Source organism: Nocardioides sp. dk884 (assembly GCF_009557055.1).
Taxonomy (GTDB): domain Bacteria; phylum Actinomycetota; class Actinomycetes; order Propionibacteriales; family Nocardioidaceae; genus Nocardioides.
The window spans coordinates 3,708,866-3,734,717 of record NZ_CP045649.1 but is presented as its reverse complement, the minus strand read 5'-3'; the positions used below and the strand labels follow the sequence as shown (position 1 = coordinate 3,734,717).

At 72.6% G+C, this 25,852-nt stretch carries 23 protein-coding genes; 11 read left to right on the top strand and 12 right to left on the bottom strand.

Features of this window, described 5'->3' with window-relative positions; translation table 11 throughout:
* The first annotated feature begins 3 nt into the window (after window positions 1-3).
* The 4 genes from GFH29_RS17825 (at window position 4) to GFH29_RS17810 (ending at window position 4,472) form a co-directional block, all read left to right on the top strand.
* The gene (locus tag GFH29_RS17825; RefSeq protein ID WP_153325100.1) at window positions 4-1,164 is read left to right on the top strand and encodes an acyl-CoA dehydrogenase family protein; all 1,161 of its coding nucleotides are present in this window, start codon (window positions 4-6) and stop codon (window positions 1,162-1,164) included.
* 177 nt (window positions 1,165-1,341) lie between these two features.
* Window positions 1,342-1,800: a VOC family protein gene (locus GFH29_RS17820; protein ID WP_153325099.1), complete on the top strand. Its 459-nt coding sequence runs from the start codon at window positions 1,342-1,344 to the stop codon at window positions 1,798-1,800.
* A gap of 231 nt (window positions 1,801-2,031) precedes the next feature.
* Window positions 2,032-3,111: an IS30 family transposase gene (locus GFH29_RS17815; protein ID WP_228387589.1), complete on the top strand. Its 1,080-nt coding sequence runs from the start codon at window positions 2,032-2,034 to the stop codon at window positions 3,109-3,111.
* A 275-nt stretch (window positions 3,112-3,386) separates the two neighbouring features.
* Window positions 3,387-4,472, top strand: coding sequence for an SDR family oxidoreductase (locus GFH29_RS17810; protein ID WP_153325098.1), 1,086 nt, complete (start codon window positions 3,387-3,389; stop codon window positions 4,470-4,472).
* A gap of 322 nt (window positions 4,473-4,794) precedes the next feature.
* Here the strand turns inward: GFH29_RS17810 and GFH29_RS17805 are convergent, their stop codons facing one another.
* The 8 genes from GFH29_RS17805 to GFH29_RS17770 all read right to left on the bottom strand — a co-directional run bounded on the left by GFH29_RS17805 (window position 4,795) and on the right by GFH29_RS17770 (window position 12,668).
* Window positions 4,795-5,631 (bottom strand): SDR family NAD(P)-dependent oxidoreductase, encoded by an 837-nt coding sequence (locus GFH29_RS17805; RefSeq protein ID WP_153325097.1) that lies wholly within the window; start codon window positions 5,629-5,631, stop codon window positions 4,795-4,797.
* On the bottom strand, window positions 5,628-6,122 hold the full coding sequence (locus tag GFH29_RS17800; protein ID WP_153325096.1) for a nuclear transport factor 2 family protein: 495 nt from the start codon (window positions 6,120-6,122) through the stop codon (window positions 5,628-5,630). The genes GFH29_RS17805 and GFH29_RS17800 overlap by 4 nt, the downstream gene beginning before the upstream one ends.
* Window positions 6,123-6,160: 38 nt before the next feature.
* A complete protein-coding gene (locus tag GFH29_RS17795; RefSeq protein ID WP_153325095.1) occupies window positions 6,161-7,156 on the bottom strand; it encodes an ABC transporter ATP-binding protein in 996 nt (331 codons plus the stop codon).
* Window positions 7,153-8,196, bottom strand: a complete 1,044-nt coding sequence (locus GFH29_RS17790) for an ABC transporter ATP-binding protein (RefSeq protein ID WP_153325094.1) — start codon at window positions 8,194-8,196, stop codon at window positions 7,153-7,155. The genes GFH29_RS17795 and GFH29_RS17790 overlap by 4 nt, the downstream gene beginning before the upstream one ends.
* A 1-nt stretch (window position 8,197) precedes the next feature.
* Entirely contained in the window at window positions 8,198-9,127 is a 930-nt protein-coding gene (locus tag GFH29_RS17785; protein ID WP_153325093.1) for an ABC transporter permease, read from the bottom strand.
* Window positions 9,127-10,101, bottom strand: a complete 975-nt coding sequence (locus GFH29_RS17780) for an ABC transporter permease (RefSeq protein ID WP_153337424.1) — start codon at window positions 10,099-10,101, stop codon at window positions 9,127-9,129. The genes GFH29_RS17785 and GFH29_RS17780 overlap by 1 nt, the downstream gene beginning before the upstream one ends.
* 38 nt (window positions 10,102-10,139) lie before the next feature.
* Entirely contained in the window at window positions 10,140-11,672 is a 1,533-nt protein-coding gene (locus tag GFH29_RS17775) for an ABC transporter substrate-binding protein (RefSeq protein ID WP_194288986.1), read from the bottom strand.
* A gap of 159 nt (window positions 11,673-11,831) precedes the next feature.
* Window positions 11,832-12,668 (bottom strand): LLM class F420-dependent oxidoreductase, encoded by an 837-nt coding sequence (locus GFH29_RS17770; RefSeq protein WP_153325091.1) that lies wholly within the window; start codon window positions 12,666-12,668, stop codon window positions 11,832-11,834.
* A 200-nt stretch (window positions 12,669-12,868) separates the two neighbouring features.
* On the opposite strand from GFH29_RS17770, the gene GFH29_RS17765 reads away from it, so the two are divergent.
* Both GFH29_RS17765 and GFH29_RS17760 read left to right on the top strand, forming a co-directional pair.
* Entirely contained in the window at window positions 12,869-14,392 is a 1,524-nt protein-coding gene (locus GFH29_RS17765) for a SulP family inorganic anion transporter (RefSeq protein WP_228387588.1), read from the top strand.
* A 149-nt stretch (window positions 14,393-14,541) separates the two neighbouring features.
* Entirely contained in the window at window positions 14,542-14,754 is a 213-nt protein-coding gene (locus GFH29_RS17760) for a hypothetical protein (protein ID WP_153325089.1), read from the top strand.
* Between the two features lie 12 nt (window positions 14,755-14,766).
* Here the strand turns inward: GFH29_RS17760 and GFH29_RS17755 are convergent, their stop codons facing one another.
* The 3 genes from GFH29_RS17755 to GFH29_RS17745 form a co-directional block, all read right to left on the bottom strand.
* On the bottom strand, window positions 14,767-16,365 hold the full coding sequence (locus GFH29_RS17755) for a fatty acyl-CoA synthetase (protein ID WP_153325088.1): 1,599 nt from the start codon (window positions 16,363-16,365) through the stop codon (window positions 14,767-14,769).
* 226 nt (window positions 16,366-16,591) lie between these two features.
* Window positions 16,592-17,374 carry a GntR family transcriptional regulator gene (locus GFH29_RS17750; protein ID WP_153337423.1) on the bottom strand — a complete coding sequence of 261 codons (783 nt, stop codon included), beginning with the start codon at window positions 17,372-17,374 and terminating at the stop codon, window positions 16,592-16,594.
* 12 nt (window positions 17,375-17,386) lie between these two features.
* Window positions 17,387-18,934 (bottom strand): acyl-CoA synthetase, encoded by a 1,548-nt coding sequence (locus tag GFH29_RS17745; RefSeq protein WP_153325086.1) that lies wholly within the window; start codon window positions 18,932-18,934, stop codon window positions 17,387-17,389.
* 156 nt (window positions 18,935-19,090) lie between these two features.
* Between GFH29_RS17745 and GFH29_RS17740 the strand changes: the two genes are divergently transcribed.
* From GFH29_RS17740 to GFH29_RS17720, 5 genes are all read left to right on the top strand, one after another.
* Entirely contained in the window at window positions 19,091-20,290 is a 1,200-nt protein-coding gene (locus tag GFH29_RS17740; RefSeq protein WP_153325085.1) for an acyl-CoA dehydrogenase family protein, read from the top strand.
* Window positions 20,287-21,444: an acyl-CoA dehydrogenase family protein gene (locus GFH29_RS17735; RefSeq protein WP_228387587.1), complete on the top strand. Its 1,158-nt coding sequence runs from the start codon at window positions 20,287-20,289 to the stop codon at window positions 21,442-21,444. Before GFH29_RS17740 ends, GFH29_RS17735 begins: the two co-directional genes overlap by 4 nt.
* Window positions 21,437-22,249, top strand: a complete 813-nt coding sequence (locus GFH29_RS17730) for an enoyl-CoA hydratase/isomerase family protein (protein WP_153325083.1) — start codon at window positions 21,437-21,439, stop codon at window positions 22,247-22,249. Before GFH29_RS17735 ends, GFH29_RS17730 begins: the two co-directional genes overlap by 8 nt.
* 68 nt (window positions 22,250-22,317) lie before the next feature.
* The gene (locus tag GFH29_RS17725; RefSeq protein WP_153325082.1) at window positions 22,318-23,913 is read left to right on the top strand and encodes an ABC transporter substrate-binding protein; all 1,596 of its coding nucleotides are present in this window, start codon (window positions 22,318-22,320) and stop codon (window positions 23,911-23,913) included.
* A gap of 2 nt (window positions 23,914-23,915) precedes the next feature.
* Window positions 23,916-24,659, top strand: a complete 744-nt coding sequence (locus tag GFH29_RS17720) for an SDR family NAD(P)-dependent oxidoreductase (protein WP_228387586.1) — start codon at window positions 23,916-23,918, stop codon at window positions 24,657-24,659.
* 147 nt (window positions 24,660-24,806) lie between these two features.
* On the opposite strand, the gene GFH29_RS17715 is transcribed toward GFH29_RS17720, so the two are convergent.
* A complete protein-coding gene (locus GFH29_RS17715) occupies window positions 24,807-25,844 on the bottom strand; it encodes a LacI family DNA-binding transcriptional regulator (RefSeq protein ID WP_228387585.1) in 1,038 nt (345 codons plus the stop codon).
* Between the last annotated feature and the right edge of the window lie 8 nt (window positions 25,845-25,852).

The window sequence follows — 25,852 nt, the reverse complement described above, 5'->3', positions numbered from 1 at the left end:
CCGATGAACCCCGACTTCGACATCTACCGGCTCTCCGAGGACCACGAGGCGATCCGCGAGGCCGTCCGTGACATCTGCGACGCCAAGATCGCGCCGTACGCCGCCGAGGTGGACGACAAGGCCCGCTACCCCCAGGAGGCGCACGACGCGCTGGTGGCCTCCGACTTCTTCGCCCCGCACGTGGCCGAGGAGTACGACGGCGTGGGCGCCGACGCGCTCGCGACCTGCATCGTGATCGAGGAGGTGGCGCGCGCCTGTGCGTCCTCCTCGCTGATCCCGGCGGTCAACAAGCTCGGCTCGATGCCGCTGATCCTCGGTGGCAGCGAGGAGCTCAAGCGCAAGTACCTCGTGCCGATGGCGCAGGGCCGGGCCGGGTTCTCCTACGGCCTCTCCGAGCGCGACGCCGGCTCCGACACCGCCTCGATGAAGACCCGCGCGGTGCGCGACGGCGACGACTGGGTCATCAACGGTCAGAAGTCGTGGATCACCAACGCCGGGGTCTCGGAGTTCTACACCGTCCTCGCGGTCACCGACCCCGAGGGCGCGCGCGGCCGCAACGTCTCGGCGTTCATCGTGGAGAAGTCCGACGAGGGGTTCACGTTCGGGGAGAAGGAGCGCAAGCTCGGCATCAAGGGCTCCCCGACCCGCGAGCTGCTCTTCGACAACGTCCGGATCCCCGGCGACCGGATGATCGGCGAGCCCGGCACCGGCCTCAAGCTGGCGCTGCGCACCCTCGACCACACCCGCGTCACCATCGGTGCCCAGGCCATCGGCATCGCCCAGGGCGCGCTCGACTTCGCCGTCGGGTACGTCAAGGAGCGCAAGCAGTTCGGCAAGAACATCGCCGACTTCCAGGGCATCCAGTTCATGCTCGCCGACATGGCGATGAAGCTCGAGGCCGCCCGCCAGATGGTCTACGTCGCCGCGGCCAAGTCCGAGCGCGACGACGCCGACCTCGGCTTCTTCGGTGCCGCGGCCAAGTGCTTCGCCTCCGACGTCGCCATGGAGATCACCACCGACGCGGTGCAGCTGCTGGGCGGCTACGGCTACACCCAGGACTTCCCGGTCGAGCGGATGATGCGCGACGCCAAGATCACCCAGATCTACGAGGGCACCAACCAGGTCCAGCGGATCGTGATGGCCCGCTCGGTGTTGAAGAGCTGACCTGCTCGGGTCGTCGTACGGCGTGACTTTCGGATAGTCCGACACACCACGGTCGTGAAATCGCGATCTCACGACACTGGTGTGTCGGACTATCTCGTTCCGGGGGCCCGGGGTGGGGCTTTCCGCCGCCGGCAAACGGGGTTGACCTGACACCGGTGACACGGCCGACCATCAGGGATGACGAACATCCCCCGGATCAAGCAGCTGCGCCTCGTCGTCGAGGCGGCCGACTATGACCAGGCCCTGGCCTTCTACCGCGACGTGCTCGGCATGACGGAGGTCGCGGCGTTCGCCGAGGGAGGCGACGACCGCGTCGCCATCCTCGACGCCGGCCGCGCGACGCTGGAGATCGCCAGCCCCGCGCACAAGCGGTCGATCGACCGGGTCGAGACCGACGGCCTCGTGGGGTCCTCGGTGCGGGTCGCCTTCGAGGTCGAGGACGCCGTGGGCGTCACCGACGCCGCCGCGTCGAACGGCGCGGAGGTGCTGGCCGCGCCGGTGGAGACGCCATGGCGCTCGCTGAACTCCCGCCTGCGCGCCCCGGCGTCGCTCGAGATCACCTTCTTCGAGGAGCTCGAGGACGCCAGCGAGCGCGCCTCCCGGCCGGGGTTCGGCACCGATGACGCGCGGTCGTGAGACCGGCCGGCGGGGCGTGCTTTTCCGCGCAATTGCTGGGTTTGGCACCTGAATCGCTGGGCGGTCTCAACTGGTCGGTGCAACACGACTGCGGAGGTTGTGTTGCGGGATCTCGATATCGCGTGTGCTCGGGCGTTGGAGTTGTTGGCTCATGGCGTGTCGGTCAAACACGCTGCGGAACTGGTCGGGATTGATCGGGGAACGCTGCGGGAGTGGGCCAGGCTCGCGGGCATGCAGATGCGCAAGGGACGCCACGGTGGGGTCGTCGGGGCGAGGATGCCCTCGATCGAGGGCGATTGGGTCGATCAGCACGGGCGGTTGACACAGGCCGGGCGGGCGTTGATCCAGATCCGCCGAAGTGAGGGGCGCTGCCCGGCGAGGATCGCGACCGAGTTGGGAGTTCACCGCAGCACGGTGGGACGCGAGCTGGCGCGTAATACCCACGACGGCCGCTACCAGGCCGCGGGCGCGCAGGCGATGACGCTGGCGCGCCGCTCGCGGCCCAAACCGGTCAGGCTGGGCGAGGACGGCGAGTTGCGTGCTGCGGTGCTGCATCGGCTGCGCGACCGGTTCTCTCCTGAACAGGTCAGTCATGATCTACGCCGGGCCTATCCGGGGCGCGACGATATGCAGGTGAGCCACGAGACGATCTACCAAGCCCTCTACGTGCAGGGCAAAGGATCGTTGCGTGAGGAGCTGGCGCTGGAGAAGGCGCTGCGTTCGGGTCGTAGCACTCGGCGGCCGCGATCGAAGCTGCCCTCGCGTGGGGGCCGGTCCTGGATCGGGGCCGAGGCTCACATCAGCCAGCGCCCGCCCGAGGCCGCCGACCGAGCTGTACCGGGCCACTGGGAGGGCGACCTGGTCATCGGTGCCGGTGGTAAGTCGGCCTTGGTCACGCTGGTCGAGCGCGCCACCCGATACGCCTTGATCCGGCGGCTACCGATGACCCACGACGCTGCCACGGTCGCGGCCACACTCGTGGAGATGATGAGCAGCCTGCCCGAGTCGCTGCGCCGCTCGCTGACTTGGGACCAGGGCAGCGAGATGGCCACGCACGCGACGTTCACCCTGGCCACCGGGTGCGGGGTCTACTTCGCCGACCCGCACAGCCCCTGGCAACGCGGTACCAACGAGAACACCAACGGCCTCGTGCGCGACTTCCACCCCAAGGGAACTGACTTCAACCAGGTCAGCGACGAGGACATCGCCGAGATGGAACGCCTCCTCAACATCCGACCCCGACAGACCCTCGACTGGGACACCCCCGCCGATAGGCTCCGCGAACTACTGGATGTTGCACCGACCACCTGAGCCCGCCCTGCCGGGGCGGTGCTTTTCGGCGCAATTGCGCCGAAAGACACCGAGCCCCGCGCCCCGCGGGAGCTTCCACCGGACTGTTGACGCTTCCCCCGTCGTACAACGCGTGTGGAGCGGCAATAACCCCGCGTTACATGCGGATCCGGGCTCGACGACGCCGTACTCCTCGGCGAGAGCGGCGAGGACGCGGCCCTGCAGCTCGGGGGTCTCGGCGTCGGCCACCGTACGCCGGCGATGCCGCGTTGTGCGCACTGCCTAACCTCGGAGGGATGAGCTCCCCCACCCCGAACACCGCCCTGGTCGTCGGCGCCACCGGCATCGCCGGGCACGCCCTGTCCCGCCTCCTCATCGACGCGGGCTGGGAAGTCCTCGGCCTGTCGCGACGCGCCGCGAGCGACGTCGGTGGCGTCGTACCCGTCCAGGCCGACCTGACCGACGCCGCCGGCCTCCGCGACGCCCTCGCCGGGCACCGACCGACGCACGTCTTCATCACCGCCTGGGCCCGTCAGGAGACCGAGGCGGAGAACATCCGGGTCAACGGCGCGATGGTCCGCGACGTCCTGGAGGCCGTGCGCCCCGCGGGGTCGGTGCGTCACGTCGCGCTGCTGACGGGGCTCAAGCACTACCTCGGCCCGTTCGAGGCGTACGGCGAGGGCAACGTCCCGGACACGCCGTTCCACGAGGACGAGGACCGGCTGCCGTACCCGAACTTCTACTACGCGCAGGAGGACGAGCTCTTCGCGGCCGCCGAGCGCGACCGCTTCACCTGGAGCGTCCACCGGGCCCACACGATCATCGGCTACGCCCTGGGCAACGCGATGAACATGGGCCAGACGCTCGCCGCGCAGGCCGCGGTCTGCCGCGAGGAGGGGCTGCCCTTCGTGTTCCCGGGGTCCGAGACCCAGTGGAACGGCGTGACCGACATGACCGACGCGGGGTTGCTCGCCGAGCAGATGCACTGGGCCGCCATCACGCCCGCCGCCGCCGACACCGCCTTCAACGTCGCCAACGGGGACGTCTTCCGGTGGCGCTGGATGTGGCCGCGCCTCGCGGAGCGCCTCGGCGTCCGCCCCGTGGGGTACGACGGCGCCCCGCGCCCCCTCGAGGAGCAGATGGCCGGTGCCGCACCGGTGTGGGCCAAGCTGGCCGCACGCGAGCAGCTGCGCGAGCACGACCTGGACCGGGTCGCGTCGTGGTGGCACACCGACGGCGACCTCGGCCGTGACCTGGAGTGCTTCACCGACCTGGCCCGGAGCCGGGCCGCCGGGTTCACCGGCCACCGCTCGACACTCGCCTGCTTCCTCGAGCTGTTCGACCGGCTCGAGGAGGAGCGGGTCGTGCCCGCGCCCCAGTAGCTCGCCCCGATCCGGGCCCTCGGGCGGCACCCGGCAGCGGCCCGGGTGTGCGCCGCGAAGCAGGTAGTCCGCCACACCAGGGTCGTCGTACGCGTGATTCACGACCCTGGTGTGTCGGACTACTTCGTCGGTGGGGCGTTCACCCCACCGACGGCAGGAGTCTGGGCCCGCGGGGTGCGCATTTCCGCGCAATTGCTGGGATTGACACCTGAATCGCGACCGGGGCGGTGCTTTTCCCAGCAATTGCGCGGAAAAACACCGAGCCCCCGGGGCCCCGCAGGACCCTCCCCGGACTACTTCGCCGCTGCGGGAGGCGGGGCTCTCACCCCACCGGCGGCAGCTCGGGGAACACCGGCCCGCCGCCGAACATCAGGCGCGGCGACACCGGGCGCCCGCCGTCGGGCTCGACCACGCCGTACTCCTCGGCGAGCTCGGCGCTGATCAGCGCCGAGCCGGTACGGCGGTGCAGCTGCGGGTCGGCGGCGAGGGCGGCGAGGACGCGGCCCTGGAGCTCGGGGGTCTCGGCGTCGGAGACCGGTACGCCGGCGATGTCACGCACCCCGCTGGCGAGCAGCTGCTCGGTGCGGACCAGGCCGGGCCACAGCGACAGCACGGTGACGCCCTCGCCGCGCAGCTCGAGGGCGGCGTCGTGGGTCATCTTGTCGAGCGCGGCCTTCGACATCCCGTAGAGCGTGGAGTGCAGATAGGCGCGGGCACCCACCGAGGAGATGTTCACGACCAGGCCGTTGCCCTGCGCGATCATCACCGGGGCGGCGGCGCGCATCGCGACGAAGTGGGCGCGCAGCCCGACCCCGATCAGGGTGTCCCAGTCCGAGAGCGGGCGCTCCCAGAACCGCTCGGGGCGCACGTGGTTCATCGCCGGACCGGCCCAGGCGTTGTTGACCAGCAGGTCCAGGCGCCCGCCGTCCGCGGCGACCTCGGCGACCAGGCGCTCCACGTCGGCGTCGTCGGTGTGCTCGCAGCGCCACGCCCGTCCGCGGCCACCGGCCTGCTCGACCCGCTTCACCGTGGTCGCGAGCCGCGACTCGTCACGCCCGGACACGTGGACGGTCCAGCCGGCCTCGGCCAGCCCGACCGCGATGCCCTGCCCGACGCCCTTGCTGCCGCCGGTCACCAGCGCGACGCGCGGCCCGCTCACGACAGGGTCTCCATGATCACGGCGCCCTCGGGCAGCGGGGTCGACAGCGACCAGAGCATCCGCACGTGGCACGAGCGGATCCGCCACGCGCCGTCCTCGACCTCGTAGCGGTCGTCGTACTCGATCGCGCTCACCCGCTCGGTGCGCGCCACCCGGTCCACCTGGCGGAAGCGCAGCGTCCACGCCCCGCGCGCCTCGGTCTCGGAGAGGATCTCGATGTCCGGGTGCAGCGCGTGGTGCATGTCGAGCACCACGTAGTCCCCGTCGTGGCGGGCCAGCGCCAGGTTCCGGTAGACCTCCGCGATCCCGTCGGCGTCGTCGAACTTGCCCAGCGCCGGGCCGTAGTCGATCGAGGCCCCGCGGGCCACGAAGCACTCGCGGAACACCTCGGGCTGCTTGAGGTCACACGCCCTCAGGTAGCGGTGCTTGAGCGCCTTGATGGCCTCGATCGCCTCGAGGCGGGCGAGACGCTGCTCCACGGTGAGCGACACGGTGGTTCCTCTCGGTTCGGTGGTGCGGTACGACGACGTCAGGTGACGGCGATGCCGGGAGCCGCGGGCGCGGTCTCGACGAGGTGGCAGGCCACCCGGCCGCCGTCGGCCAGCGGCAGCAGCTCGGGCATCTCGACGTGGCACACGTCGATCGCCGCGGGACAGCGGGTGCTGAACACGCAGCCCGCGGGCGGGTTGCTCGGGTCGGGCAGCTCGCCCTCGAGGCGGGTGCGCTGCCGGGCGCGCTGCACCCGCGGGTCCGCGACCAGCGCCGCGGAGAGCAGCGCCTGGGTGTAGGGGTGCTCGGGGGAGTTGAACAGGTCCTCGGTGGGCTGCTGCTCCACCAGCCGGCCGAGGTACATCACCGCCACCCGGTCGGCGATGCTGCGCACCACCGCGAGGTCGTGGGTGATGAACAGGCAGGCGATGCCGAGCTCGGCGATCAGGCTCTGCAGCAGCTGGAGCACCTGGTTCTGGCTGGACACGTCCAGGGCACTGACCGCCTCGTCGGCGATCACCAGCCGCGGGCGCAGCACCAGGGCCCGGGCGATCGCGATCCGCTGGCGCTGCCCGCCGGAGAACTCGTGCGGGTAGCGGTCGGCGTGCTCGCGGCGCAGCCCGACCAGCTCGAGCATCTCCACGACGCTGGCGCGGCGCTGCCGGCGGTCCTGGTCGGTGTGCACGATCAGCGGCTCGGCGATGATCTCGGCCACCGTCATCGCGGGGTCGAGGGAGGAGAAGGGGTCCTGGAAGACCATCTGCATGTCGCGGCGTGCGCGGCGCAGCTCCTTGCGCCCCAGCGTGGTGAGGTCCTGGCCGTCGAAGCGGACCTCGCCGGCGGCGGGGCGGATGAGCTGCATGATGCCGCGCACCGCGCTGGACTTGCCGGATCCGGACTCGCCGACCAGCGCGACCACCTCGCCGGCGGCCACCTGGAGGTCGACGCTGCGCACCGCGGCGACCGTACGCCGCCCGCGGGAGCGGTACTCGACCTGCAGGCCGCGTACGTCGAGGAGCGGGGCTGGGGTGCTCATGCGCGCCTCCCGGCGGGGGTCAGGTCCAGCTCGTCGGCACGCCGGCAGCGGTCGGTGCCACCGGTGGGACGAGGGGTCAGCGGGATCGGTGCGACGTGGCAGGCCGCCTCGGCGAAGCGGCACCTCGGCCCGAACCGGCACCCGGTCGGGAAGCTGGTGGGCAGGGGAGGGGTGCCGGGGATGACCTCCATGCCACCCACCCCGTCCACGCGCGGCAGCGAGTGCATCAGCCCGGAGGTGTAGGGGTGGCGCGGCCGGTCGAAGAGGTCGAAGAGCTCGGCGTGCTCGACCACCTGCCCGGCGTACATCACCACGACGTCGTCGCAGGCCTCGGCGACGACGCCGAGGTCGTGGGTGACCAGCAGGACGCCCATGTCGAGGTCGCGGGCGAAGCTGCGGACCAGGTCGAGGACCTGCGCCTGGATGGTGACGTCGAGCGCGGTGGTCGGCTCGTCGGCGATCAGCAGCTTCGGCTCGGTGGCCAGCGCCATCGCGATCATCACCCGCTGGCGCATGCCGCCGGAGAACTGGTGCGGGTAGTCGTCGAGTCGCGACGCCGCGCGCGGGATGCCGACCAGGTCGAGCACCTCGGCCGCCCGGCGCCTGCCCTCGGCCCGGCTGGCGCCGCGATGGCGGCGGACCACCTCGGCGATCTGCGAGCCGACGGTGTACGCCGGGTTCAGGCTCGTCATCGGCTCCTGGAAGATCATCGCGACCTCGTTGCCGCGCACGTCGGCCATCTCGCGCTCGCTGAGCGTGAGCAGGTCGCGGCCCTCGAGGAGCACCTGACCCGAGCTGATCCGCCCGTTCTGGGCGTCGATCAGGCGCAGCGTGGAGAAGCAGGTCACGGACTTGCCGGAGCCGGACTCGCCGACGAGGGCGACGACCTGGCCGGCGCCGACGTCGAAGGACACGTCGCTGACGACGGGGTTCCAGGCGCCGCGGACGGCGAACTCCACCGTCAGGTCGCGCACCGAGAGCAGCGGCGCGGCGGCCGGCGTCGGGGCCGGGGTGGGGTCGGATGTGGGGTGGAGGGTCATGTCAGGCCCTGGTCCTCTCGCGGCCGACCGAGTCGGCCATCGAATCGCCGAGCACGTTGCAGGCCAGCACGCAGGCCACCACGGCGGTGGCCGGCACGATGATGGGCCACGGGGTGTAGAACCACGCCGCGCGGCCCTCGGACAGCATGCTTCCCCAGCTCGCCTCGGGCGCCTGGACGCCGAGGCCCAGGAAGCTCAGCGAGGACTCCGCGAGGATCGCGAAGCCGAGCGCGAGGCTGATCTGCACCGCGAGCGGCGAGACCACGTTGGGCAGCACGTGGCGGCGCAGCACCCACGAGGTGGGCGTGCCGATGCTGCGGGAGGCCTCGATGAAGGTCTCCTCGCGCACCGCCAGGGTCGCGGCGCGCACCACCCGGAAGAAGCGGGGGATGAACACGATCCCGATGGCCAGCATCGCGTTGGTGAGGTTGGGACCCATCACGCCGACGATCGCGAGCGCCAGCAGCAGCGGCGGGAAGCTGAGCAGGGCGTCGGCGATCCGGGAGAAGACCGCATCCCAGGGGCCGCGCAGCAGCCCGGCCAGCAGCGCCGGCGGTACGCCGAACGTGAGGCCGACGAGCACGGAGATGGCCGCGGCCTGCGCGGCCACGCGCGCGCCGTACATCAGTCGCGAGAGGGTGTCGCGCCCGAGGCTGTCGGTGCCGAGCAGGTGGTCCGGCGACAGCGGCGGCAGGCGGCGTGCGGTGAGGTCCTGCACGACGGGGTCGTGCGGCGCGAGCCAGGTCGCCGTGACCGCCACGAACAGCCACACGGCCACGACCAGCAGCGCCGCGCGCGAGGTCCACGGACCGGTGAAGCGGCGCAGGAACCGCCGCCGCGGCGACTCGTGGCGCGGTGCCCCGGCCTCGGTCGTGTCGGGACCAGCGACGTCGACGACGGGCGGGATCTCGGGGGTGGGCACGAGCGACATCAGTGTGCCTCTCCACGGGGGTTGAGGTAGCCGTAGGTGATGTCGACGACCAGGCTGGCCAGCACGGTGATGGCGACCGCGAAGACCACCATCCCCTGGATCGCGGGCAGGTCGCCGGCGAGCACGGACTGCACGGCGAAGTCGCCGAGGCCCTTGATGCCGAAGACGGTCTCGACCACCGCGGTGCCGCCGAGCAGGTAGCCGACCTGGATGCCGATCACGGTGATCACCGGCATCAGGGCGTTCTTGAGGGCGTGCTTCCACACGACCGTGCGCGGGAGCATGCCCTTGGCGACGGCGGTGCGGACGTAGTCCTGGCGCAGTACGTCGGACAACGAGGCGCGCAGCTGGCGGGCGATCTCGGCGGCGGCGACGACGCCGAGGGCGATGCCGGGCAGCAGCAGGTGCCGCAGCCAGGTCCACAGCCCCTCGGACATCGGCGCGTAGCCGGTGGCCGGCAGCCAGGCCAGGTTGATCCCGATCACCAGCGCCAGCAGCAGCCCGAGCACGAAGTTCGGGGTGGCCAGGCCGACGGTGCTGCTCACGGTGACCACCCGGTCCTGCCAGCGCCCGGCGCGGCGCCCGGCCAGCACACCGGCCGGGATGCCGATGAGCAGCGCGAACACCATCGCCACCGCGGTCAGCGAGACCGTGACCGGCATCCGGGTGAGGATCATGTCCAGCACCGGGGTGCTGAAGGTGTAGCTGGTGCCCAGGTCGCCCTGGAGCAGACCGCCGACGAACGAGAAGAACTGCTCGTACGCCGGGCGGTCCAGCCCCAGGTTGGCCCGGACCGCGGCGATCTGCTCGGGGCTCGCGCCCTCGCCGGCGATCCGGTGGGCCGGGTCGCCGGGGATCAGGAAGACCAGGCTGAAGGTCGCCAGGGTGACGATGCCCATCAGCGGGATCAGCAGGAGCAGACGCCGCCCCACCAGGGGCAGCACCCGCGCGGTCGCGGCGCTCGCCGTGCCCATGTGAGCTCCTATGTCGAGATGTGCGGGAGGGGGGACGGTCAGCCGGTGATGCCGACCCCGCGGAACTCGCTGTTGCCGATGAGCGGCGCCTCGTAGCCGACGACGTCCTCGCTGCACACGGTGCCGACGGAGTTGAAGGTGATCGGGACGACGGCGCCGTGCTCGAGCACGGTCAGCTGCGCGGCGTCGAGGAGCTCGCCGCGGGTCTCGGTGTCCTCCTCGGCGTTGGCGGCCGCGAGCGCGTCGGTGAAGCCCTCGGGCTCGACGTGGGAGACGTTCTGCGGAGCGTCCTCGGCGAAGTAGTTGGTCAGGAGCATCGAGGGGTCGGGGCGACCGGTCCACCCGGAGATGACCGCGTCGCTGTCACCGTTGAGGAAGCTGACCCCGGCGTCGGCCGGCGGCAGCGCCTTGATCGTCATCTCGATCCCGACGGCGGCGAGCTGCTCCTTGATGATCTCCGCGGTGGTGACGAACTGCGGGATGGTCAGGGTGATCGCGGTGAAGGAGAACCCGTCCTCGAGGCCGGCCTCGGCGAGCAGCTCCTTGGCGCGGTCGGGGTCGTAGGCCATCAGGTCGGACACCGCGTCGTTGGGGACGAAGTAGTCGCTGGGGAACAGCCCGGTCGAGGCCTCGCCGTGGCCCTCCTGTGCACCCTCGAGGACGGCCTCGCGGTCGATGGCGTGGTTGAGCGCCTGGCGCACGCGGACGTCGCCGAACTCGCTCTTGGTCTGGTTGGGGAACAGCACCGTCTGGGTGAGGACCGTGCGGGTCTCGACGTTGGTGCCGGGGATCTGGCTGGCGGGATCGATCATGGCGGGGGAGACCAGGGCGCAGTCGAACTGGTCGGAGCCCACGCCGTTCAGCACGGTCTGCGGGTCGGTGATGACCTGGAGGTCGAAGCCGGCGAGCTTGAGCCCGTCCTCGTCCCAGTAGTTCTCGGTGGCCTCGAACTGGTAGCGCGCGCCGGGCTGGGAGTCGGCGAGCGTGAAGCGGCCGATGCCGTCGGGGGCGAGAGCGAGGGCCTTGGGGTCGTCGAACGCCGAGGGGGTCACCATCATCCCGCCCAGGTCGGAGAGGCTGAGGACGAGGTGGACGGCGGGCCCGCCGAGCGCGAGCTCGACGGTGGCGTCGTCGACGACGCGGACGCTGTCCACGGCACCGAGCTGGGCGGCGGTGATGGAGTCGTCCTGCATCGCCCGGTCCAGGTTGGCCTTGACCGCCTTGGCATCGAACGGGGTGCCGTCGGGGAACTCCACGCCCTGGCGCAGGTTCAGCGTCAGGGTCGACATGTCCTCGGCGAACTCCCACGACTCGGCCAGGCCGGGCACCGGCTGGCCCTCGGAGTCGACGTGCACGAGGCGGTCGTAGGCATAGCTGAGGACCAGGAAGTCCGAGCTGGACACCGTCTTGTGCGGGTCGAAGGAGGTGGCGCCGCCCGAGGCGGCGTAGCGCAGGGTCGCGCTGGTGTCGACGTCGCCGGAGTCGGCGCCTCCCGAGCCGCCGTCACCGCCTCCGCAGGCGCTCAGCAGGACCAGGCAGGCCGCGGCGGCCAGGGTGGGGATGCGCTTCATGTGTGGTGTTCTCCTCGGTGCCCGCCCGGCCGGGTCTGTGTCTGGCGGGCAGCCTGTTGTGCTGCCCGTCACAAGGTCTTGAATCCTTGCCATGCCGCGATCCGCGCCGGGGGTCTATCCCGTTGAACGGGACGTTTTAATCGGCGGTCCTCCGCCGGGTCAGAGGCCGAGGTCGACCGTGAGCTGGTCGAGGTAGCGCAGGAATGCCGTCTCCTCGGAGTCGGGTACCGACCAGACCGCCTCGTGGACGCCGGCGGCGTCCCAGGTCTCGAGGTCGGCGAGGGTCGGGCGCAGCGCCCGCACGTCCGGCTCGCCGCTGCGTCCGGCCTCGGCCCAGGCCTCGTGCAGCGCCCGGACCTGCGTCGGCAGGTCGGTGTCCAGCGGCGTGGTGAGCCAGCCGTCGGCATGGGCGGCGATCCAGGCGAAGGTGCGCGGCCCGGCCTGTGCGCCGATGATCACCGGCAGGTGCTCCTGGGCCGGCTTGGGCCACGCCCAGGAGGCCTCGAAGGAGACGAACTCGCCCTGGTAGGACGCCTCCTCCTGGGTCCACAGCGCGCGCATCGCCTCGACGTACTCGCGCAGCACGGTGCGGCGCCGCTGTGTGGGTACGCCGTGGTCGGCCATCTCATCGGTGTTCCAGCCGAAGCCGGCGCCCAGGCACACCCGACCGCCGGAGAGGTGGTCCAGGGACGCGATGGTCTTGGCGAGCGTGATCGGGTCGGACTCCACCGGCAGCGCCACCGAGGTGGCCAGCTGGATGCGGGAGGTGACGGTCATGGCGCTCGCGAGGGCCACCCATGGGTCGAGGGTGCGCAGGTAGCGGTCGTCGGGGAGCTCCGCGCCTCCGGTCGCCGGGTGGGCGGCGGTACGACGAACCGGGATGTGGGTGTGCTCGGGCACGTAGAACGTGTCGAACCCCCGCTCCTCGGCCGCCCGGGCGGCGGTGGCAGGGGTGATTCCGCGGTCGCTGGTGAACAGCGAGACTCCATGGCGCATGGCCGCGCACGCTAGCCCGTTTCGTGTGGCGCGGGTCACCCATCCTGGTGGCCGGGACCCGCGAGTCGGCGCCAATGGTTGCGCGAGTCGGCGCCAATGGCGCACCGAGTCGGCGCGTGTGGTTGCCGGGCGTCGGTGACAATGGTCGACGGTCCCGCGGCGCCCCGCCGGACCGACGACCTCGCACCTGGAAGCCCTCCGTGAGCCGCACCGCACCGACGCCTGCCCCCGCCCGCCCGCACGACCCCGCCGAACCCACCGTCCGTACGGCGCTGCGCTCGCCGCGCCTGTTGCGCACCGAGGTGCTCGCGGGCCTGGTGACGGCGTTCGCGCTGATCCCCGAGGCGATCTCGTTCTCGATCCTGGCCGGGGTCGACCCGCAGGTCGGGCTGTTCGCGTCGTTCACCATGGCGGTCTCGATCGCGTTCCTGGGCGGGCGGCCCGCGATGGTGTCGGCGGCCGCCGGCGCGGTCGCGCTGGTGCTCGCGCCGCTGGTGGACTCGCACGGCACCGACTACCTGATCGCCGCGGTGGTGCTCGGCGGGCTGATCCAGGTGGTGCTCGGCGTCGTCGGGGTGGCCCGGCTGATGCGGTTCATCCCGCGCCAGGTGATGGTCGGCTTCGTCAACAGCCTCGCGGTGCTGATCTTCATGGCCCAGGTGCCGCACCTCATCGACGTGCCGTGGATGGTCTACCCGCTGGTCGCGCTCGGGATCCTGGTGATCGTCGGGCTGCCGCGGCTGACCACCGCCGTACCCTCCCCGCTGGTCGCGATCGCGCTGCTCACCGCGCTGGCGCTGGCCGGCGGGCTGCACCTGCCCGACGTCGGCGACGAGGGGGACCTGCCCGACGGGCTGCCCTCGCTGCTGGTCCCGGACGTGCCGTGGACGCTGGAGACCCTGCAGGTGATCGCGCCGTACGCGCTCGCGATGGCGCTGGTCGGCCTGCTGGAGTCGCTGCTCACCGCCAAGCTCGTCGACGACATCACCGACACCCGCTCCGACAAGACCCGCGAGGCGTGGGGTCAGGGCGCGGCCAACGTCGTCACCGGGTTCTTCGGCGGCATCGGCGGCTGCGCGATGATCGGCCAGACGATGGTCAACGTGAAGGTCGCCGGCGCGCGCACCCGGATCTCGACGTTCCTCGCCGGCGTGTTCGTGCTGGTGCTGACCGTGGGCCTGGGGGACCTCGTCGGTCAGATCCCGATGGCCGCGCTGGTCGCGGTGATGATCATGGTCTCGGTGACCACCTTCGACTGGCACTCGATCGCGCCGGCCACGCTGCGCCGGATGCCGCGCTCGGAGACCGCGGTCATGCTCGCCACCGCCGTCGTGGTCGTGTGGACCCACAACCTCGCCATCGGCGTGGTCGCCGGCACGCTGGTGGCGATGACGCTGTTCGCGCGCCGGGTCGCGCACTTCACCGACGTACGCCGCCGCGTGGTCGCCGACGAGGCGGGGGAGCGCGCGGTCTACACGGTGACCGGCGAGCTCTTCTTCGCCTCGAGCAACGACCTCTACACCCAGTTCGAGTACGCCGCGGACCCCGAGCGGGTCGTCATCGACCTGCGTGGGACGCACGTCTGGGACGCCTCGACCGTGGCCTCGCTGGACGCGATCACCGCGAAGTACGCCCGCAAGGGCAAGGCCGTCGAGATCATCGGCCTCGACGAGGTGAGCGCGGAGCGGCACGCCCGGCTGACCGGGAGCCTCGCGCAGCACTGAGCGAGCTGCGCCGCGTGGTTGAGCGGACCGAGGTCCCGCGAGCTGCGGACCTTGGCCCCTCGCAGGGTCGCCTGCCGCACGGAAGGCTGGTCGCACCGGCACCGGCCGGTAAGTCCCCAGCGGACCACGCACCCAGCAGGAGCCCCGCCATGAACGCCGTGAACACCCTGGCCGTCGTCGCCAACGAGATGAACCCCGGCAGCTTCGAGTTCGGCCCGACCTGGTGGGCCGTCTTCATCGCCGCCGCCGCGTTCAGCGTGTTCGCGATCATGGGCGTCTTCCTGTGGCAGGCCGTCAAGGAGCCCGCCGCCAAGCCCGCCCACGCGCCCCGGCGTACCCCGGCGCCCAGCCCGTTCGCCTGACGCCGCGACGCCTCAGGCGCTCGCCCCACGCGCCAGGTCGGCGTGCTGCTGACGCAGAGTCCGCTTGACGATCTTGCCCGAGGGGTTCTTCGGCAGCGCCTCGGCGATCACGACGTACTTGGGCGCCTTGTAGCCCGCCAGCACCGATCGGCTGTGCTCCAGCACCTGCTCGGCGGTGAGCTCCGCTCCCGGCTTGGGTACGACGACCGCCGCGACCGCCTCGACCCAGTGCGGGTGCTCGACGCCGAAGACCGCCACCTCCGCGACGCCCTCGAGGGTGTAGATCGCCTCCTCGACCTCGCGGCTGGCGACGTTCTCCCCGCCGGTCTTGATCATGTCCTTCTTGCGGTCCACGACGTAGAGGTGACCGGTCCCGTCGACGTATCCGAGGTCCCCGGAGTGGAACCAGCCGCCGCGGAACGCCTTGGCGGTCTTGGCCCCGTCGGCGTGGTAGCCGAGCGTCGCGTGCGGGGAGCGGTGCACGATCTCCCCGACCGTCCCGGCCGGGACCGGTACGTCGCGGTCGTCGACGATGCGGGTCTCGACGTTGAGCGCCGCGCGGCCGGCGGATCCGGCGTACGCGATCTGCTCCTCGGGCCCCAGGATCGTGGCCAGCGGTGACATCTCGGTCTGGCCGTAGAAGTTCCACAGCGCCACGTCGGGCAGCCGCTCCTGGATCTCCTTGAGCACCTCGACGGGCATCGGCGAGGCGCCGTAGTAGCCCTTGCGCAGCGAGCCGAGGTCGGTGCTGTCGAAGTCGGGATGGCGCAGCAGCGAGATCCAGACCGTGGGCGGCGCGAAGAACTTGGTGACCCGGTGGGCGGCGATCGTGCGCAGGATCGACGCCGGGTCCGGGCCGGGCAGGATGATGCTGGTCGCGCCGAGGTAGACGTCCGGGCCGAGGAAGCAGTCGAGCTGCGCGCAGTGGTAGAGCGGCAGGGTGTGCAGGTCGACGTCGTCGGAGCTCATGCCGCCGTCGAGGGCGCAGGAGACGTACTGCCACATCAGCGCCCGGCTGGTCAGCTGCGCGCCCTTCGGCCGCGACTCGGTGCCGGAGGTGTACATCAGCCGCACCGGGTCGTCGTCCGCCATCGCGACCGCCGGGGGAGCGCCGTCGTGGTCGAACCACTCCTGGGCATCGACCCACCCCTCGGACACCTCCCCACCACCCAGTCGTACGACGGCCCGCGCGGCGACCTCGCCCTGCGCGGCGTCCAGCGCCTCGAGCGCCCCCGGCACCAGCGCGTCCTCGACCACGAACCCGCGCGCGCCCGCGTGGTCGAGGATGTAGGCGACCTCGGCGCCGCCGAGCATGAAGTTGACCGGCACCAGCACGACCCCGGCGCGGGCGGCGGCGAAGTCGAGCACCGCGAACTGCCAGCAGTTGTGGCACAGCAGCGCCAGCCGGTCGCCCTTCTCGAACCCGGTGGCGGCCAGCGCGGCCGCCGTACGGTCGATGACCGCGTCGAGCTCGGCGAAGGTGAGCTCGACGGCGCCGTCGATGATCGCGGGCTTGTCGGGGAAGCGCTGCGCCGTGCGGCGCGGGAGGTCGCCGAGCGCGTGCTGGCGCGCCTGCTGGACCAGGTCGGAGGTGGCGGGTGCAGTCGTCATCGAGCGGCTCCTGGCGCACGGTCGTCCGGGGCCCTGTGACCCGGCTCACCGACACAGTACGGACCGCCCGCCACCCCCGCACCCCGCCGAGTCGGCGCCAATGGTTGCGCGAGTCGGCGCCAATGGCGCGCCACCTCTCGACTCAACCGTCGGAAAGTCTCGACTCGACCGCAGAAAGTCTCGACTCAACCCGCCCGCCCGGGACCCCGGGACCCCGGGACGGGGATCACTCCTCAGGCACCAGGACGTTGCTGAGCACGAACCGGTCGCCGGAGTGGGTGTGGAAGCTGGCGGAGACGACCCGGTCGTCGGCGTCGAGGTGGCGGCGTCCGATCACCAGGGCGGGGGAGCCGGGGGTGGCGCCGAGCACCGCGGCGTACCGCCCGGGCATGGCGACCGCGCGCACGGTCTGCTCGATGCGGTGCGGGGGCATCGCGGCGGTGTGGCTGGCCGCCAGGTCGGGGTCGTACGGCGGGTCGCTGGGCGGGAGGTACTGCTCGGTCCAGCACAGCGGCGGCCCGGACGGGTCGCGGCGGGACCGGCGTACCCCCTCGAGCACCGTCCACTCCGAGCCCTCCGGCAGCCCGGTGTGCGCCGCCAGCCCGGCGTCCACCCGCACGTGCCGGGTGTCCGGGCGGACCACCCCGGTGTCGCGGTACAGCGCGATCAGCTGGTCGCGGTTGGTCACCAGCGGCAGGTACTCCTCCACCGGCTGCCGCGAGACGACGGTGGTGCCCGCGCCCGGACGTCGCGTGATCAGCCCCTGGTCCTCCAGGGTCCGCAGCGCGACCCGCACCGTCCCGCGGCTCAGCCCGTGGGACTCGCACAGCGCCGACTCCGTCGGCAGCCGCCCGCCCACCGGATAGGTGCCGTCGAGGATCGCCTCGCGCAGCTCGCCCGCGAGCCGCGCGTGCTGGGTGCGCTCGCCGCGCTCGCCGCGCTCGCCGCGCTCGCTGCGCTCGCCGCGCCGCCCCTCGGACGACGCGCCCGCCTCAGGTTGTCCGTCCACCACTCGATCCTGTCAGGCCGGCGCGGCCGCCCGGTCGAGGTGCTCCTGGCGCAGCAGCCGGGTCTGCACCTTGCCGGTGGCCAGCCGCGGTACGTCGCGGAACTCCACCACCCGCGGCACCTTGAACCCCGCCAGGTGCTCCCGCACGTGGTCGCGCAGCGCCTGGGCCAGCGCCGGCCCGGCGGCCGCGGGATCGGCCGGCTCGACGACGGCGTGGACGTACTCGCCCATCTCCTCGTCGGGCAGCCCGAAGACCACCACGTCGGCGACGTCCGGGTGCACCACCAGGCAGGCCTCGATCTCGGCGGGGTAGATGTTCACCCCGCCGGAGATGATCGTGAACGCCAAACGGTCCGTCAGGTAGAGGAACCCCTCGTCGTCGAGGTAGCCCAGGTCGCCGATCGCCGACCAGGTCGGGTGCTCGGGGTGGCGCGAGCCGCGGGTCTTCTCCTCGGCGTTGTGGTACTCGAACGGCGTCTTGTCGCGCTCGAAGTACACGACGCCGGGCTCGCCGACCGGCAGCTCGCGACCGGCCTCGTCGCAGATGTGGATCGTGCCGAGCACCGGGCGCCCGACCGACCCGGGGTGCGCCAGCCACCGCTCGCTGTCGATGAAGGTCATCCCGTTGCCCTCGCTGCCGCCGTAGTACTCATCGACGATCGGGCCCAGCCACTCGATGGCGAGGCGCTTGATCTCCGGCGGGCAGGGCGCCGCGGCGTGCAGGAACGAGCGCAGGCTGGAGGTGTCGTGCCGCAGGCGCACCTCCTCGGGCAGCTTGAGCATCCGCACCATCATCGTCGGCACCACCTGGGTGTGGGTGACGCGGTGCTCGTCGACCAGGCGCAGGAAGCGCTCGGCGTCGAACGTCGCCATCACCACCACGGTGCCGCCGAGCTCCTGGGTCGCGACCGAGAACTGCAGCGCCGCCGCGTGGTAGAGCGGCGCCGGCATCAGGTAGACCGAGTCGGCCCCCATGCCCAGCAGCGGACCGGTGATCGCGGAGGTGCGGGTCGCCGCCGGGTCGTCGACCCGCAGGCCCGACAGCGGTCGCCGGATCCCCTTCGGCCGCCCGGTCGTACCGGAGGAGTAGAGCATCACCTCCCCGCGCGGCTCCTCGGGCAGCGGCTCCCCGGACTCCCCGGCGAGGGCGTCCTTGTAGGACTCGAAGCCCGCCACCGGGCCGTCGAAGGCCAGCCAGGTCGTGCACCCCGGCGCCCGGTCGCGTACGCCGGCCGCCCGCTCGGCCATCGCCGCCGAGGTGATCAGCGCGCGGGTGTCGGAGTCGGTCAGGATGTAGGCCGCCTCCTCGGGCGTCGCGTGCCGGTTGATCCCGGTGACGTAGAGCCCCGAGCGCATCGCGGCCCAGTAGACCTCGTAGTAGCGCGGGTGGTTCTCGGCCCAGATCGACACCTGATCGCCCGGGCGCAGCCCGCGGGCGCGCAGCAGCCGGGCCAGCCGGTTGGAGCGCTCCTCGAGCTCGCAGTAGCTCACGGACTCGCCGGTCTCCATGACGACGGCCGGCTTGTCCGGGTGGGCCAGGGCGTGGGTGCGGGGGTACATCGCGCTCCTCCTCGGACTGCGGGTCCGTGCTCGGCGGGAAGGCATTGACATTGCTCCCCGGTGGCTGCATGTTGTCTGCGTCACACCACTTTGTCTAGTCAAAGTCGGTCGCTGCTGCCGTGCGGCGACGTCCCCCCACCCGAGGAGCCCCCTGCGATGACCCCTGCCCCCGTCGGCGCACCAGCGGACAGCGATGTCGAGACGCTGCTGCGCACCCGGGTCGCTGACCTGGTCCGCGAGCACGGGGTCGACGCCCCCGACCTGCTCGGTGCGCGGTACGACGCGGGGCTGGCCTGGGTGCACCACCCCGAGGGCCTCGGCGGCCTGGGCATCGCCGCGACCCATCAGGCCCGCCTCGAGGAGCTGCTGGTCGCGGCCGGGGTGCCGGCCCCCGCGCCGTACCGCAACCCGCTGGGGACCGGGACCGCGGTGCCGACGCTGCTGGCGCACGGCTCCCGCGCGCTCCAGGAGCGCCACTTCCGCCCGGCCTGGACCGCGGAGGAGATCTGGTGCCAGCTGTTCAGCGAGCCCGGCGCCGGCTCCGACCTGGCCGGGCTGGCGACCCGCGCGGTGCTGGACGGCGACACCTGGGTGGTCAACGGCCAGAAGGTCTGGACCTCCTACGCCCACCGCGCCCGCTGGGGGCTGCTGCTCGCGCGCACCGACCCCGAGCTGCCCAAGCACCAGGGCATGACGATGTTCGTCCTCGACATGCACCACCCCGGCGTCGACGTGCGCCCGCTGCGCCAGGCGACCGGCGGCCAGGAGTTCAACGAGGTCTTCCTCAGCGACGTGACCATCCCCGACTCCGCGCGCCTCGACGCCCGGGGACGGGGCTGGGACGTCGCGCGCACCACCCTGCTCCACGAGCGGTCCGCCCTCGGCGCCCGCCCGGCGCCCCGCGAGGACGGCCACATCGGCTGGCTCGCGCAGCTGTGGCGCGAGCGCCCGGACCTGCGCACCCCGCAGCTGCACGGCCGCGTGGTGGACGCCTGGATCCGGGCCGAGGCGGTGCGGCTGGCCAACGAGCGGATCCGGCAGCTCGCCGCGACCGGCCGGCCCGGGCTGGAGGGCTCGGGGGCGAAGGTCCAGCACGCGGAGACCACCCAGCTCATCGCGCGGGTGCGCGCCGAGCTCGATCCCGAGGCGGCGCTGCGCTACGACGAGTGGGACCCCGACCTCGCCCCGCCCCGCGAGGAGCGGGTCGCCGGCTACCACTACCTGCGCTCGCGCCCGATGAGCATCGAGGGCGGCACCACCCAGATCCTGCTCAGCCAGATCGCCGACCGGGTGCTCGGCCTGCCCCGCGAACCCGCCCTGCCCAAGGAGACCCCGTGGTCGGAGATCCCCCGATGAGCACGCTGTCGCTGCTCGAGAGCGAGGACGGCGGCGCGCTGGCCGCGCAGGTCCGCGCCGTCGCCCGCGACTGGACCCCCGGCGCCAGCGCCCCGGACGCCTGGACCCGGATCGGCGTACGCCTCGGCGTCGCCGGGCTGCTCGTCCCCGAGTCGTACGGCGGGGCGGGGGCCGGCCTGCGCGAGGCCGCCGCGGTCGCCCAGGCGCTCGGGCGCGACCTGGTGACCGTGCCGTTCCTGACCAGCGCGGTCACCGCCACCACCGTGCTCACGGGGATCGCCGGGCTCACCGGGGCCTCGCCCGCCGCGGCAGAGACCTTGACCGAGCTCGCGGCGGGCACCGCTGTCGCCGCCGTGGTGCTGCCCGCCACCAGCGCACAGGGCGACGACCCCGCGGTGCGGGTCGACGAGCCCGTCCCCGGTGCCGGCGACCGCCTGGTCCTGCACGGGAGGGTCGCCGGCGTGCTCGGCGCGGTCGAGGTCGACCGGCTCCTGGTGCCGGTCACCGACGCGCACGGCGGCTACGGCGTCGCGCTGGTCACCGCCGCGGCGGGCGATCCCGGCGTCACCGTCACCCCCGAGACCAGCCTCGACGAGACCCGCCCGGTGAGCGTGGTCGTGCTCGACGGGGCGCCCGCGCTGATGCTGGCCACCGGCGCCCCGGCCCGGGAGGCGGTACGCCGCGCACTGCGCGCCGCCACCGTGGCGATCGCCGCGGAGCAGGTGGGCGCGATGGAGTGGGCCGTCGAGGCGAGCACCGCCCACCTCGGCGTACGACGGCAGTTCGGGCGCGAGCTCGGCAGCTACCAGTCGCTGCGCCACCTCGTCGCCCGGATGTGGATCGACCTCCAGCAGGCCCGCGCGGTCACGCTGTACGCCGCCGCGGCCCTCGACCCGCCCGCGGGGGAGGTGCCGCAGGACGAGGTCGATCTGGCCGTCAGCCTCGCCTCGGTCCACGCCCGCAGCCGGGCGCTGGCCTGTCTGGAGGACACCCTGCAGGTGCACGGCGGCATCGGCTTCACCTGGGAGCACCCGCTGCACCGCTACCTCAAGCGCTCCTTCAGCCTCACCGCCGTGCACGGCACCCCCGACCACCACCGCGACGCGGTCGCGCGGCTGGCCGACCTCCCGGCGGCGGGGGCCGGCCGTGGCTGACGTCCTGGTGGAGGAGGTCGAGCCCGGCCACGTGCTGGTGACCCTCAACCGCCCGCAGACCCTGAACGCGCTGGCGCTGAGCATGGTCGCCGAGCTGTCCGACGTGCTCACCGAGCTGGACCAGTCGCCCGCCGTGCGCACCGTCGTACTGACCGGGGCCGGGCGCGGCTTCTGCTCGGGGGCGGAGATCAAGCCCGCCGACGACGCGCGCCGCGAGCGCCCGCGCCCGGACCAGAACCCGGTCTCCCACCTGCTCGGCCAGCAGGAGGCGATCGTGCGGGTGCACGAGCTGGTGCACCGGATGCGGGTGCCGGTGATCGCCGCGGTGAACGGCGCGGCCGTCGGTGGCGGCTTCTCGCTGACGCTGGCCTGCGACATCCGGGTGGCCGCGCGCAGCGCCCGGTTCGGCGCGGTGTTCATCCGGCACGGGATCTCCAACGCCGACATGGGCACCAGCTACTTCCTGCCCCGCCTGGTCGGCGCCTCGCGCGCGGCGGAGCTGATGCTCACCGGTCGGGTCTTCGACGCCGAGGAGGCGCGCGACCTCGGGCTGGTGATCGACGTCGTCGACGACGGCGCGGTCGTCGACCGGGCGCTGGAGACCGCGCGCCGGATCGCCGCGAACTCCGCGCTCGGGGTCTGGATGACCAAGGAGACGATGTGGCAGAGCATCGACGCGCCGTCGCTGCGCCACGCCCTCGACCTGGAGAACCGCACCCAGATCATGTGCGCCGGCAGCGGCGAGCTCGAACGCGCCTTCGCCGCCTTCGGCCAGGGCGAGCCACCGGAGTGGTCACGTCTGTGAGCAACCGGGACATCCACACGGGATCGCGCGCGCGGGCTGACCGCGCGCGCCACGGAGATGGGACGCAGATGGGACGACGTACGAGCACCCTCGTCGCCGGGCTGGTGGTCGCCAGCCTGACGCTGGCCGGCTGCGGCGGGAGCGACACCGAGGAGAAGAAGGACGACGGGGGAGCGGCGCCGGGGTTCGCCAACGGCTTCGTCGTGGAGCCCGACGACTCCGGCGAGCCGACCCGGGGCGGCCAGCTCGAGGTGGTCACCTACTCCGAGGCGCGGGTCCTCGACCCGGTGCAGACCATCGCCAACGGCAGCAGCGGCGGCACCGAGATGGCCGCGGTCTATGACCTGCTGGTGCGCTACGACCAGGACTCGGAGACCTACGTCCCGCAGCTGGCCGAGGCGCTGGAGCCCAACGAGGCCCAGGACGAGTGGACGTTGACCCTGCGCGACGGCGTCACCTTCAGCGACGGCACGCCGCTCGACGCGGACGCGGTCGTGTGGAGCCTGGACCGCTACGTGGAGAAGGGCGGCGGGCAGGCCTCCTTCCTGACCCACGCCGTACGCCGCTGGACGGCCGTCGACGCGCGCACGGTGCGCTTCGAGCTGAGCAGCCCGTGGTCGGACTTCGGCTACCTGCTCTCGACCGGCCCCGGGATGATCGTGGCCAAGGGCTCCGACCAGGGCGAGGCCTTCACGCCGATCGGCGCCGGGCCCTACGAGCAGGAGCGCTACACGCCGCAGGAGGAGCTGCTGCTCACCGCCCGTGAGGACTACTGGGGCGGCGCCCCGGCGCTGGAGTCGCTGCGGTTCTTCCCGATCTCCGCGGAGTCCGGCCGCCTCGACGTGCTGCGCAACGGCGAGGCCGACATGGGCTACCTGCGCGAGGCGCCCACCGCCCAGGAGGCCCTGGAGGACGGGCTCGGCGGGTTCATGGAGATCGGCAGCATCTCCCGCGGCCTGCTGCTCAACCACCGCGAGGGCAGCGCGACCGCCGACGGACGCATCCGCCAGGCGCTCATGCACGCCCTCGACGTGGACGTGATCAACCAGCGCACCGCCGAGGGCAAGGGCCTGGTGTCCACCGGGATCCTCAACGAGCTGTCGCGCTGGGACCTGGAGACCGAGCCGCTCGCGCACGACGTGGAGGCGGCCAAGGAGCTGGTCGAGGCCGCGAAGGCCGACGGCTTCGACGGCACGATCAGCTTCAAGGGCGTCGCCAAGGTGTCGGAGGCGATGGGCGTGACGCTCCAGGGGCTGCTGAGCGATATCGGCCTCGAGGTCTCCCTCGACTACGTGCCCTCGGTGACCGACCTGGTCAACGACATCTACGTCACCCGTGACTTCGACATGGTGATCTGGAGCTTCGGCATGCCGGACCGGGCGGTCTACCCCGAGCTCTACGAGAAGGTGCACAGCAGCGCGCGCGGCAACTCCGGCGGGTCCGCCGACCCCGAGCTGGACCGGCTGATCGAGGAGCTCGGCGCGGCCACCACGCCCGAGGAGCAGCAGGAGGTGCTCGAGCAGATCCAGGCCCAGTGGAACGAGACGGTGCCCTACGCCCCGCTCGGCGCCACCCCGGAGTGGAACGCCTGGGGCGAGGACGTGCACGGCATCGTCCCGAGCATCGACAGCATCATGCTCTTCGACGGCGCCTGGAAGGACTGAGCGTGCTCGACGGCAAGGTCGCGCTGGTGACCGGCGCCGGCAGCGGGCTGGGGCGGGCGTTCGCGCTCTCCCTGGCCCGGGCCGGGGCCGCGGTCGCGGTGGGCGGACGGCGCCGCGCGCCGCTGGAGGAGGTGGTCGCCGAGATCGAGGCGGCCGGCGGGCGGGCGCTGGCGCTCGAGCTCGACGTCCGCGACCCGGCGGCGATCGTGGCTGCGGTCGACCGCACCGAGGAGGTGCTCGGCGGGCTGGACATCGTGGTCAACAACGCCGGGATCCCCGACGCCCGCCGCGCCCACAAGATGCCGCTGGAGCTGGTCGACGCGGTGCTGGAGACCAACCTGCGGGGGCCCTGGCTGCTGGCGACCGAGGCCGGGCGGCGCTGGATCGCGACCGGGCGCCCGGGCCGGATCGTCAACGTCTCCTCGATGTCGGGCTACTACACCGCCGGCAACGCCGCCGCGCTCTACTCGGTCACCAAGGCCGGGCTGAACCGGATGACCGAGGCGCTGGCGATGGAGTGGGCGGCGTACCCGATCAACGTCAACGGCATCGCCCCCGGCTCCTTCCACTCCGAGATGATGGACGGGCTGATCGCGCGGGTGGGGGAGATGTCGGAGTCCTTCCCGCGCCAGCGGATGGGCCACGGCGCCGACCTCGAGGGCACCCTGCTCTACCTGGTCTCCGACGCCTCGGACTTCGTCACCGGCACCGTCATCAAGGTCGACGACGGCCAGCTCCCCCGCTGATCCCGCCCCGCCGAGTCGGCTCGTGTGGTTGCGCGAGTCGGCTCTAATGGCGCGCCGAGTCGGCGCCAATGGCGCGGCAACTCTCGACTCAACCGGTGAAAACTCTCGACTCGACCGTCACAAGTCTCGACTCGACCCCGGGGTGGGCTAGGCGCTCGCTCGACGGACCAGGGCGGGCGGGAAGAGGACGCGCATGGCCCGGCCGGGGCGGCCGTCCTCGAGCTGGTCGAGCACCAGGCGGGTGGCCTGCTCGGCCATCTCACCGATCGGGTTGCGCATCGTGGTGAGGGCGGGGGTGGTGCGCTCGGCGACGCCGAGGTCGTCATAGCCGACCACCGCGACGTCGTCGGGCACCCGCAGCCCGCGGGCGGCGAGCACCGTGAGCGCCCCGGCCGCCATCAGGTCCGAGGCGACCACCAGCCCGTCGAGGTCGGGGTGGCGCTCCAGCAGCGCCGTGGCCGCAGCGGCGCCGCCGGCCTCGGTGAAGTCGCCGTGCTCGACGGCGTCGGTCGGCTGCCCGGCGGCGCGCAGCGCGGCGTACCAGCCCTCGAGGCGGTCCACGCCGACGGTCATGTCGGCGGGCCCGGCGATCGTGGCGATCCGGCGACACCCCCGCTCCAGCAGCACCTCGGTGGCCACCCGGCCGCCGGCGACGTTGTCGGTGTCGACGTAGGCGACCTTGTCCGCGCTCGTCCACGGCCGGCCCACGAACGCGCACGGCAGGTCGAGCGCGGCCAGGTGGTCGGCGAGGCTGTCGCTGCGGTGGTGGGAGACCACGATCGCGCCGTCCAGATGGCGGTTGCGCAGGTAGCGCAGCATCCGCTGCTCCTCCTCGCCCGGGCGCGCCAGCAGCAGCACCAGCTGCAGGTCGCGCTCGGCCAGCACCGCGCTCACCGCGCGCAGCGTGCGCGGGAAGAACGGGTCGGAGAACAGTCGGTCGTCGGGCTCCGGCACCACCAGCCCCACCGAGTCGGTACGCCGGGTGACCAGGCTGCGCGCTGCCGGGTTCGGGGTGTACCCCAGGCTGCGCACCGCGGCGTCGACGGCCGCGCGCGCGGTCGGGCTGACCCGGTTGCCGCCGTTGATGGCGCGGGAGGCGGTGGCGCGGGACACCCCGGCCAGCCGGGCCACCTCGTCGAGGGTGGGGGAGCCACCGGGGCCCGGCCCGGGGCTCGCACCGTTCACGCGGGCCA